This window comes from Niallia sp. FSL W8-0177, assembly GCF_038006285.1.
In the GTDB taxonomy this organism is placed as follows: domain Bacteria; phylum Bacillota; class Bacilli; order Bacillales; family Cytobacillaceae; genus Niallia; species Niallia circulans_A.
Window position 1 is genome coordinate 1 of the sequence record NZ_JBBOUX010000004.1, and the last position, 10,002, is coordinate 10,002.

The following is a 10,002-nucleotide window of genomic DNA, read 5'->3' on the forward strand; positions in this document are numbered from 1 at the left end:
CGCAACATCTTTAGAAAAATAGCCAAAGCTATTAGCGTTTTTCATAGCGTTTATTCACTCCTTCTACTTTTATTCTTCGATAACCTAGTAAAATTCCCTTCTTTTATTTCAATCATCGTGAAAAGTCAATTATAAAATGAAGTAGCATTTAGGAGTAAACAGGAGCAATCTAAAGATTAGCTTTTTTATTATGAAGCTATTTTTCTCGTTATTTCCCAAACGCAAAAAGGCGGAATTTGCCCCAATATGGACGAATTCCGCCTTTTGCTTTTTTGATTGCTGTGTATAGGAATGATTATGTTAACTATTGTTAATTTAAATGCTGTTTTAATATATATTTAAATGGATCAAGGTCAAAATCATTCTGTTTCTCAATTTCATCTAATAATTTTTGAGCAGTATTCTTCTTAGCAAGATCTTTATTACTTATCATATCGTTAATAGGTGATTACTTCTAATGTATAATAGTCATCTTCTAAATTCCAAATTTTTTCATAATTATCATTCCCCTTTCTACTAAACATTACAGGATTCTTTTTACTAATCTTTTAAAGGGTTTTATTCATAGATTTTTCTTTTATCACCATATATATTAATAATAATTCTATTAAAAGAAATGCAAAAAAAGACAAAAATGGTATAGTAATAAATCCCATAAAATTAAAATAATCAATTGTACAAGAAATTTGTCCACAAGCTCCTTTATAATCAGTAGGTAACAATTTAATAATATTATGATACATAGAAAACATTAAACCGATACTAGATATAAAAAGAAAACTTACAGATTGTTGATAATCTTTTTTGATAATAGCAATTGCAGTAAGAATTGGTAAAGGATACATAAAAATTCTTTGAAACCAACATAATTTACAAGGATCAAAATTCATAATTTCTGAAAAGTATAAACTGCCCAATGTAGCAACAGTAGAAATAATAAAAATACAATACAATAAATTTTCTTTGCTATTATTCTTCAAACTATTTTTCTCCTATCTTATTCAATTAATTTTAAAATATTTTTAACAAATATCTATAACAATTAAAATACCTTTATAATATAAAAGTTATCATAATCATTTACAGATTTACATTTTTTTGTATTTTTTCGCTGAATTTCGACAATGTTTTTATTTTATTTAAAGTATTCTATTAATTGAAGAAAGAAAGGAGAATCTCAATTATGAAAAAATTATCTTTATTATCAGTATTATCTTTAATTTTTATTATTACATTTGGATCGTTTGGTTCAGAAGCCAGTGCTGAAGCAGGATGGCAAAACATTGGTTCTTATAAATTCGAAGCTGTAGTTCGAATAACTTCAAAAGATGGCGGAAATTTAAAAGTCTGCGTTAATAACAACTCTGAAAAAATAAAATTAGGACTAGAAAGAGCTCCGATCGGAAAGAGTATTAGAAGCACAACATCCGGCGGAACCCCTAACTGTGCAACTTGGTCTGGATTAAAAAAAGGAAAAAAATATGATATAGGTAATATAACTTATTACAGAGAAAAAACCTTATCAATAACAGTTTATGATTGATTAATACAATTCAATTAAAAACTAGAAAAGTAAACACTCTCCTATAAATTAACTTTTATATAGAGAGTGTTTTTTTGTATATTTTTACTTCTTTTTACAAAATTCGACATCTTTTTCATCTGATTTAAAGTATTCTATTAATTGAAAAAATAGAAAGGGGAATCTCAATTATGAAAAAATTATCTTTATTATCAATATTATCTTTAGTTTTTATTATTACATTTGGATCATTTGGTTCAGAAGCCAGTGCTGAAGCAGGATGGCAAAACATTGGTTCTTACGAATTTAAAAATGTAGTTCGAATAACTTCAAAAGATGGTGGAAATTTAAAAGTTTGTGTTAATAATAGTTCTGAAAAAATAGAATTAGGTCTAGAAAGAGCTCCTATTGGAAAAAATGTTAGTAAAAAAACTTCTGGAGGATCTCCTAACTGTGCAACTTGGTCTGGATTAAAAAAAGGAAAAAAATATGATTTGGGTAATATAACTTATTATGGAAAAGTAACTTTAAAAGTAACAGTTTATGATTGATTAAAAACTATTTGTTAAAAAGTCCCCTTTAAGAAAAGTCTTCTTAAAGGGGACTTTTTATTCTTTACATTAACGATACATTTTATAATTATTAACTATAATGTTATACTCATTAAATAATTAAATTAATGTTTGGAAATAGGAGTTAACAATGAAAAGTAAAAATTATTATGATTTTTATCTACTAGCAATCATAATAATGCTTATGATTATAAGTATTATTAGTATATATAGTGCTCAAAAAATATTACCATATAACAGTAATTTTGCTATGCAACAAGCCATTTGGTATGTTATAGGTTTTATTATAACCTCAATCATTTATTACTTTGATTTTGAACAAATAAAAAAAATTTCACCTTATTTATACATTTTTGGAATTCTATTATTAATAATTCTATTTATAGCTCCATCTTCAATTGCACCAAATATTAAAGGAACAAAAGCTTGGTTTGTTCTTCCGAAAATAGGATCTTTACAACCTGCAGAGTTTATGAAAGTTTTCTTGATTATTTTTTTAGCTAAAATATCAGTAGATCATAACAATAAAACTATAAATAAAACCACTAAAACTGATTTAATATTAGTTTTGAAAATATTAGGAATAACTTCTATACCTTTATTATTTATATTGTTACAACCAGATGCTGGAACAGCAATGGTTATAATTACAATAATGTTTGGTATAATTGTCGCTTCTGGAGTAAATTGGAAAATATTGATATCCTTTTTCTCAATAGTTCTTTTGGGTATAGGAACATTAATAATTATCTATATATACACTCCCAATACATTATTACTATTTCTTAGTCAATACCAATTAGATAGAATACATTCTTGGTTAGATCCTTTTCAATTTCGACAAGGAATTGGATACCAATTAACACAATCTATTTTAGCTATAGGTTCTGGAACAACATATGGTAAAGGTTTCTTCAAAAGTCAAGTCGATGTACCAGAATCACATTCAGATTTTATATTTTCTGTTATTGCTGAAGAATATGGTTTTTTAGGTGCGAGTTTAGTAATAAGTTTATATTTTCTTTTAATATACAGAATTGTGGTTATTGTATTAGTTAATAAAGGAGAATATGAATCCATAATTGCAAGTGGAGTAATAGCAATGCTAACATTCCATATATTTGAAAATGTTGGAATGGTAACTGGATTAGTTCCAATCACAGGAATACCTTTACCTTTATTAAGTTATGGAGGAAGTTCCATATTAGGAACCTTATTAGCATTAACATTAATCTTAAATATTTCCGCAAAAACAAAACATTATTTATTTGGAGAGAATTCAAAATGAATAAAGAATTGAAATTCAGAGTAAAACTATTTTCTACTATTTGCCTTAGCTCTATTATTCTCATAGGAATTTTAGCAGTCATAGCTTATTGGTAAAATAAAAAAAAGCTACTAAAAATATTAGTAGCTTTTTTTATCAATCCCAATAACATAACTATAGACATTTACAAATAATTCAGCTTGGTCATTATCCCATTCGCCAGCACCCATTGTACTAAAACCACCGCCATTATTGACAATTTGACTAAAAATCAACTTCTGTTAACTCATCAATATCTACAACCGGATCTAATGACTTTCGTTCATGAAAATGTTAATACAGATGAAAAAGCTACAGCAGAAAGTAAAGCAAATTTTTTCATAGAAATAATACCTCCTAAAATTAAATTACAAAAATATCCTATCATGAAAATGACATTTTTTGTAAAAATGTCATTTTTGATAAACTCTTAATTTATCAACTCTAAATTTCTATTAATCTAAATTCGAAGAATTTTTCTTGCTTGATCAATATTCATTTCTAATATTTTTTCCTTATTCTTTGCAACAACCTCTTTAAAAGAAGCAATTAATTTAATTGTTTCTTCTTCCCCTTCAATTTCAAAATGTTTCTCTATTAATCCACCTACTTGTATTAATCTTCTTGTTCGTTCCTTTCTCTCCTTTTGTCTTACTTGGTTCGCCAAACGTTGCTTTTCTAATTGCATCTTCCTAATTTTTTCTTCTAAATCTACTAATCTATCTTCTTCTGTTTTTCGAGCCAATGCTCTCACTCCCTAATCATATAATTTTCTCTATTATATCCAAAAATATGAGCGAAAACTATATCTACAGAATGATTCCTCAACTGATCCGTGGTATAATAACCCCAACGAACCAGTTGAGGAAGGGCGCACTTACACAAACTAACGTTTGTTGTGCGGTTGCTTCGCAACAAAAGGCATATTCGTTTATCAGCGAATACAAAATCAAAATCTTTCATTCGCAAATGTGCGAATGAGTATCCGCCAAATGGCGAATACATAAAAACCATTCGTAAGGATTTATTATTCCAAGTTGGGATATCCCCAACTCGTTTAATAAATCCTTACGAAACCATAATAAAAAATTTCCCACCTTTCGGTACGAAATTTTTTATTACGGATATGAAAACCTAAAACATAAAAAAAATAAAACCTAAAAATCAAAATACATAATATCCAAAAGAGAAAGGAGGAAAAAGAATATGGCTATCTATCACTTTTCTGTTCAAGTTATTTCACGAGGAAAAGGACAATCAGCAGTTGCTTCTGCTTCTTATCGATCAGGAGAAAAACTACGTGATGAACAAACCGAGCAAACTAAATATTATAAAAGAGAAGTGCAACCCGAAAACCATATTCTTGCTCCTTCTCATGCCCCATCGTGGGTTCAAAATAGAGAGTTTCTTTGGAATGAAGTGGAGAGAAGCGAAACAAGAAAAAACTCACGACTTGCAAGAGAAATTAATATTGCTTTGCCACGAGAACTTTCTAATGAACAGCAAACAGAATTAATCAAAGGATATGTTCAAGAACAATTTGTAGATAAAGGCATGATTGCCGATATTGCTATTCATAGAGATGATAAAGAAAATCCTCACGCTCATGTTATGTTGACCACTAGAGAAATTTCAGAAGATGGCTTCACTACAAAGAATCGTGATTGGAACAATAAAAAACTACTGGAACAATGGAGAGAGCAATGGTCTGAACATGCCAATAAGGCACTTGAAAAAGAAAATATCCAAGAACGAATTACCCATCAATCTCATGCTGATCGTGGACTTGAAATTTTACCTACTGTTCATTTAGGGCATGTAGCTTCTGATATGGAGAAAAAAGGAATGGAAACAGACCGCGGCAATATAAATCGTAAAGTAGAACAGCATAATGCCATTGTTTATGACTTACAAAAATATCGTGAAGAAAAGCAACAACGACAAGCATTGTCAAAAGAACAGGAACAAAAAAAGGTAGTTACTTTCACTCCTGGAGAACAAAAAGTATTAAACTATATCCAAACAAAAATGACCAAAGAAGAACCGACTTTAGAGAATATTTCTAAGATAAAAGAGTTCAATGAAAAATGGCATAACCAAAATAATTCCGAACATTATCAACTTCAAAACAAGCAAAAAAACATGGATAATCTTTTCCAAGCAAATGCTACTTTATCTAATTTTGAAAAACAAATAATCGAAAAAGAGCAAGCACTTGAAAATACAGGATTCTTCCAACGAAAACAGAAAGAGCAGCTACGCAATGAAATTAATTCTTTAAGCCAAACTTTTGATAGCCAAAAAGAAAGAGTATCCATTTTAATGCGAGATAATGGCATTTCAACTAGAGAAGAAATTCCATTTAGAAAAAAACAAATGGACAAAGAAGTTGAACAATCTCGTACTGAATTAGAAGGAAAAAGAACAACATACAAAAATACTAATAAGTTATTAGAACAAGGAGAAAGCCTTCTAAAAAATCATGAAATCAAAAAAGCAACTTCTCTATATCCAGAACTAGAAAATAAGCGAATTGACTATAAAACTGCTATAAAATTACAAGACATTCATGAACATTATAATCTTTTAAAAACTAGCGATATACCAACTGTTATCGAGAAAAATAAAGCTGAAATAGACAGCATGTCAAAAGCTATTTCCAATTATGAAAAACGAAAAGAAACAGTGAAAGCAGCCGAAATAAAATTGAAAAGAATTACCCAAATCGACCGCCAATTAAAGGCTACTGAAAATAACCCTTATCAATATGGAAAGGTACTTAATGATCCAGTAGCCAAAGAGCAATATGAAGCACTAAACGAACGCAAAAAATCAATAGGACGAGAACTTGTACAAGCTGGTTATAAAAACACTTCTTCTATTCAACAAGATAGAGAACTAATCAATGAACAGAAACCAATTAAAGAAAAATATGTGAAGAAAATCGAGGAATTGGAGAAGGAAAATCAAGTCTTATCAGATGTTCAAAAAGACTTACAGCGAACAAATAAAAGAGAACAATATTTATTAAGAGATAATGGATTAGAAAGATAGGGTTGTAAAATTCACAACCCCTTATTTCAATTTCCAATTCATTTCGTATTTTTCAAATACCTTGATGAGATCGTCAAGCAATTGCTGATTTTCTTCCCAAGATAAAGGCTTTTTTTCATAATCTCGACTATATTCAAATGTCACGTTCCAAGTACGGTTGCAATCAAAATCACCTTTAATAATTTGTTTGGACCTTTCAAACTCATGCATATAAACACCACCTTTTAAACCATTATATCTTTCGATATAATAAAAAAGACACCTAGTAACGATCATTACTAGATGTTCAAATAACTATTAGCAGACCAATAGTATCTGTTCAACTGAATTAATCTTCGGCAGAAGAAGAACCATTGTCTGTTTGCGAATCAGTGTGGTTCTTCTTTTCATACTTCTTCAAACTGCCACCTTTAAATATATACATAAAAACACCCTTATCCCTTTTTAAAACTATTTTATAAGAAAAGATATACCATTTTTTTGGATAGCCTTGTTATAGATCCACTTAACAATTATCCCCCCTTAAAAGCGATTTTTTTAGTTGCCTTTATGGCAACCTTTTAGCCTTTATGGCAGAACGTAATTTAAACAAAAATAAGGAGCGTAAAATCATATTCGATTCACTTCTTAACAATACTGATAATAAGGCAAGATTTTAAAAAAGTGGGTTGAACCATTGATATGACTGATTTTATGGGGGTTTTATATGTGTGAGGTTTTCCTCTCATTTTAAATTAAAAGTGAGAGGATTTCGTCACACCTAATAATTTCCAATTTGTAAAAATTAATAAATAAAAAAGGTCATATTTTTTGAATATGACCTTGGAATTTATTAAAAAAATCTAACAGGTAAATTTACTTTTTTTCCATTTTGATCTTTTAATCTTTTTAAAGAATGTTGAAATAGACGCATTGTTAAACCATCTAATTGAACATCATTTTTTCTAGGAGCACAAATAATAATATAAGGATTTACAATCCACGTTCTAGGACTAACAGTACGTCCATTTTCAGTGATTTGCCCTGCACCTTCTGGATTTAATAAAATTTCTTTATCCTTTAAGGAATTCATGATTTCAGATGTTTGTCTACGAGATTTACCAATCATTTCTGCAATATCCGAAACTGTTGCCGCTCTTGCTAAAGCAAACTCGTCGGTTTTTTTCTTGGAAGAAAACTTATCTTCTCTTTTAAGAATTACATTTGTCTTAAATTCTAAATAATTTTGAACTCTAAATAAAAAGCTTTCTTCTGCTTGAGTTAAATAATCAATTTGGACAAGTAAATCAAGATTCCTATGCATATTTTGACTAAATGGCTCCCCTGCAAATATATTTCTATCTCTAGTTAAATGAAATTTCTCTCCAGTAAGACTTTCTATTTCACCTAATAAAGACTTTTTAAGGCCTTCTACTTGTTCTCTAAGTTTTGAGTCTTTTTCGTAATCTCTTTTTCTAGCATTTTTTTCAGCTTGATCTAAATCTCTGTTTAATTTTACTACATTATTGTTTTCTTTTTTCACAAAAATTCCTCTCCCTACTGGAAGGAATTAATCTCTATATGTTAGAATATAATTATTCAATAAGTGAATATAGGATTAATTCCAATCCTTTATGTAAAGAGAAACCTTTCCAGTCCGTCAAACTATGAGGTTTCTCTTTTTTCTTTTTATTACACTAACCCTACCAATATTTCCCCATTTTTTCTAGTCCCTTTCTATCTTCTCTTTAAACTTCTCTAACAATTTATTATCAATTCTTTTCGGTTTATAACCCATTCTATCAACCAAGATACCCTCTATAACCTTCATACGAGAAGTATAAAGCCGATATTCATTTTCTGCCAAACCTTTTATATCACTAGGAACTACAACCCCGTCAGGAGCCTTTTGAACGGTTCTCATAAGGTGATAACAACTTGTCCGCTTTTCTCTCACCAGTCGAAGCAAAACTAAAAGATCATATGTGTGAAAAGAAACCAAAACCGAAAACGGTCTTTCGCATAATTCCAAGTACATAAAACCATTTAGTTTCGGTCTTTTCACTTTTAATGGTGCTTCACAAAACGAACATGTTTCTGCATAGCTGCTATTCTCTTGACCACAATAAGAACAAAGCAATTAGGCTTCCCCCTTGTAACAATCTAAAGCTAATTCTCTAAAATAAGCAGACATAGATTTTAAATCCTTATCCTTAATATCGCTCTTTATTTTGCTCCATATATCATCTGGAAGGGTTATAGAAACCTTTTTAGTAACTCCCATAGACGGACGCCCTACATTTTCCTTTTTAGCTGAATTAGAGTGCTTTAAATGGTCTGGTAACGTATCATATCGATAAGGCGGAATGTAGAGCTGACCTAACATTTCGTTTATTGTTTCCATAGCAACTCCTTCCGTCGTAGCCAAAGAAACAAACTCATTTTCTAATTGCTCCATTGTCTTATTTATTTCCTCTTCACCATTCCAACGAGCATCATATAATTTTTTGTGTAAATCCCATACCTTCAACATATTTTAACCGCCTTTTTATTTAAGTTACTCTTATTATAACGTTTAAGTAACTTTTATACAAGCGTAAAAAATACCGATTTTCCAAAATAGAATAATCGGTATCTTTCTCCTAACTATACACTTGCTTGAAAAATAATTGCTTGTTTTTTCTTACTTCCACATAGCCAGTAATCTTATATTGTGAAGATTTTTCGTTCAATGCTAGCAATTCCTCATAGAAAAAATGTTCTACTTGTTTCTCTTTAAAAATCGGCTTATCTGTTCCTAAAATTTCATGAAGCATTAGCATAAAATCGCCCACCACCTTATTTTATTTTTTATCAGCTAATTCCTTTAACTGCTTGATAAAATCTTCAGCTGAAATATGTCCCTCTAAAGATCTTCTTACTAAATCCTCTTGTTCTTTCGAAACATCCATTCCAGATAATCTCAACGAAGCTTTTGCATATCTCATCGCTTCTTCATTGGTCCTTTTCATAAAAAACTACCCCCTTATCACCCTAAAGGTTTATAGGTTGCCATAAAGGCAACCCTTATCCTTAAAATTCTCTTACTTGAAGAGTTTTTTCCACCAGGGTTTTACGTTTTCTTCTTCTTTGGCAGCTGCTATTTCTAATCTCTTTTCTTCTAATGATTGTTGTAATTGCATCGTTAAGAGTCGATCTCTTTTTTCTATAACATCATTCAATTTATATTCAAATGCTTTCAACATATTTTCTCTTTCTTCTTCAATTGCTATTTTTACTACTCTTTGTATCGTTTCTTCTAATTCACTCTTTGATAAACGGATTTCATCCGTGAAAACGCTAGGCGTTTTTGCTGCGTTTTTTTCGTTTAAATTCATTGATACAACAGCTTTTAACGCGTCTGTAAAAGAGACGTTGTTTGATAATAATTTTTTTAATTCTCTTAACGCCTTAAAATCGCGTTCATAATAAATACGCTGCCCCTTTTCATTTCGTTCAATTATATAACCATGCTGTTCTAACTCAATAGACCATCTTCTTAAACTAGAAGTAGTTATTTCTAAATCAGC

General features: G+C 29.7%; 14 protein-coding genes. 4 read left to right on the forward strand and 10 right to left on the reverse strand.

The window, feature by feature from the left end; genetic code table 11:
- Window positions 1-548: 548 nt before the first annotated feature.
- Window positions 549-980 carry a disulfide oxidoreductase gene (locus tag NST77_RS25730; protein ID WP_341123917.1) on the reverse strand — a complete coding sequence of 144 codons (432 nt, stop codon included), beginning with the start codon at window positions 978-980 and terminating at the stop codon, window positions 549-551.
- 203 nt (window positions 981-1,183) lie between these two features.
- Between NST77_RS25730 and NST77_RS25735 the strand changes: the two genes are divergently transcribed.
- The 3 genes from NST77_RS25735 to NST77_RS25745 all read left to right on the forward strand — a co-directional run bounded on the left by NST77_RS25735 (window position 1,184) and on the right by NST77_RS25745 (window position 3,382).
- Complete coding sequence (locus NST77_RS25735; protein WP_341123918.1) at window positions 1,184-1,543, forward strand: hypothetical protein; 360 nt, start codon at window positions 1,184-1,186, stop codon at window positions 1,541-1,543.
- Between the two features lie 170 nt (window positions 1,544-1,713).
- A complete protein-coding gene (locus NST77_RS25740; RefSeq protein WP_341123919.1) occupies window positions 1,714-2,073 on the forward strand; it encodes a hypothetical protein in 360 nt (119 codons plus the stop codon).
- Window positions 2,074-2,224: 151 nt separating this feature from the next.
- Window positions 2,225-3,382, forward strand: a complete 1,158-nt coding sequence (locus NST77_RS25745; protein ID WP_341123920.1) for an FtsW/RodA/SpoVE family cell cycle protein — start codon at window positions 2,225-2,227, stop codon at window positions 3,380-3,382.
- A 119-nt stretch (window positions 3,383-3,501) separates the two neighbouring features.
- On the opposite strand, the gene NST77_RS25750 is transcribed toward NST77_RS25745, so the two are convergent.
- Together NST77_RS25750 and NST77_RS25755 are read right to left on the reverse strand one after the other, a co-directional pair.
- Window positions 3,502-3,636 (reverse strand): hypothetical protein, encoded by a 135-nt coding sequence (locus NST77_RS25750; protein WP_341123921.1) that lies wholly within the window; start codon window positions 3,634-3,636, stop codon window positions 3,502-3,504.
- 224 nt (window positions 3,637-3,860) lie between these two features.
- Window positions 3,861-4,145: a conjugal transfer protein TraD gene (locus NST77_RS25755; RefSeq protein ID WP_341123922.1), complete on the reverse strand. Its 285-nt coding sequence runs from the start codon at window positions 4,143-4,145 to the stop codon at window positions 3,861-3,863.
- A gap of 461 nt (window positions 4,146-4,606) precedes the next feature.
- Here NST77_RS25755 and mobQ point away from each other — a divergent pair, with 461 nt between their 5' ends.
- Complete coding sequence (gene mobQ / locus NST77_RS25760) at window positions 4,607-6,454, forward strand: MobQ family relaxase (RefSeq protein ID WP_341123923.1); 1,848 nt, start codon at window positions 4,607-4,609, stop codon at window positions 6,452-6,454.
- Between the two features lie 21 nt (window positions 6,455-6,475).
- On the opposite strand, the gene NST77_RS25765 is transcribed toward mobQ, so the two are convergent.
- The 7 genes from NST77_RS25765 to NST77_RS25795 all read right to left on the reverse strand — a co-directional run.
- A complete protein-coding gene (locus NST77_RS25765; RefSeq protein ID WP_341123924.1) occupies window positions 6,476-6,664 on the reverse strand; it encodes a hypothetical protein in 189 nt (62 codons plus the stop codon).
- A gap of 622 nt (window positions 6,665-7,286) precedes the next feature.
- Window positions 7,287-7,976 carry a Rep protein gene (locus NST77_RS25770; RefSeq protein ID WP_341123925.1) on the reverse strand — a complete coding sequence of 230 codons (690 nt, stop codon included), beginning with the start codon at window positions 7,974-7,976 and terminating at the stop codon, window positions 7,287-7,289.
- A gap of 183 nt (window positions 7,977-8,159) precedes the next feature.
- The gene (locus NST77_RS25775) at window positions 8,160-8,573 is read right to left on the reverse strand and encodes a hypothetical protein (protein WP_341123926.1); all 414 of its coding nucleotides are present in this window, start codon (window positions 8,571-8,573) and stop codon (window positions 8,160-8,162) included.
- The gene (locus NST77_RS25780; RefSeq protein WP_341123927.1) at window positions 8,574-8,966 is read right to left on the reverse strand and encodes a hypothetical protein; all 393 of its coding nucleotides are present in this window, start codon (window positions 8,964-8,966) and stop codon (window positions 8,574-8,576) included. It lies immediately after the preceding gene.
- A gap of 109 nt (window positions 8,967-9,075) precedes the next feature.
- On the reverse strand, window positions 9,076-9,255 hold the full coding sequence (locus NST77_RS25785) for a hypothetical protein (RefSeq protein ID WP_341123928.1): 180 nt from the start codon (window positions 9,253-9,255) through the stop codon (window positions 9,076-9,078).
- Between the two features lie 21 nt (window positions 9,256-9,276).
- Window positions 9,277-9,444, reverse strand: coding sequence for an antitoxin VbhA family protein (locus tag NST77_RS25790; RefSeq protein ID WP_341123929.1), 168 nt, complete (start codon window positions 9,442-9,444; stop codon window positions 9,277-9,279).
- Between the two features lie 72 nt (window positions 9,445-9,516).
- Window positions 9,517-10,002: DNA-binding protein (locus NST77_RS25795; protein ID WP_341123930.1), on the reverse strand; the 486-nt coding region annotated here is incomplete at its 5' end.

What these genes read in the sequence shown, in the direction of transcription:
- NST77_RS25740 (WP_341123919.1), top strand. Translation starts at nt 1,714, where the DNA reads ATGAAAAAATTATCTTTATTATCAATATTATCTTTAGTTTTTATTATT.
- NST77_RS25785 (WP_341123928.1), bottom strand. Translation starts at nt 9,255, where the DNA reads ATGCTAATGCTTCATGAAATTTTAGGAACAGATAAGCCGATTTTTAAA.
- NST77_RS25765 (WP_341123924.1), bottom strand. Translation starts at nt 6,664, where the DNA reads ATGCATGAGTTTGAAAGGTCCAAACAAATTATTAAAGGTGATTTTGAT.
- mobQ (WP_341123923.1), top strand. Translation starts at nt 4,607, where the DNA reads ATGGCTATCTATCACTTTTCTGTTCAAGTTATTTCACGAGGAAAAGGA.
- NST77_RS25735 (WP_341123918.1), top strand. Translation starts at nt 1,184, where the DNA reads ATGAAAAAATTATCTTTATTATCAGTATTATCTTTAATTTTTATTATT.
- NST77_RS25790 (WP_341123929.1), bottom strand. Translation starts at nt 9,444, where the DNA reads ATGAAAAGGACCAATGAAGAAGCGATGAGATATGCAAAAGCTTCGTTG.
- NST77_RS25780 (WP_341123927.1), bottom strand. Translation starts at nt 8,966, where the DNA reads ATGTTGAAGGTATGGGATTTACACAAAAAATTATATGATGCTCGTTGG.
- NST77_RS25745 (WP_341123920.1), top strand. Translation starts at nt 2,225, where the DNA reads ATGAAAAGTAAAAATTATTATGATTTTTATCTACTAGCAATCATAATA.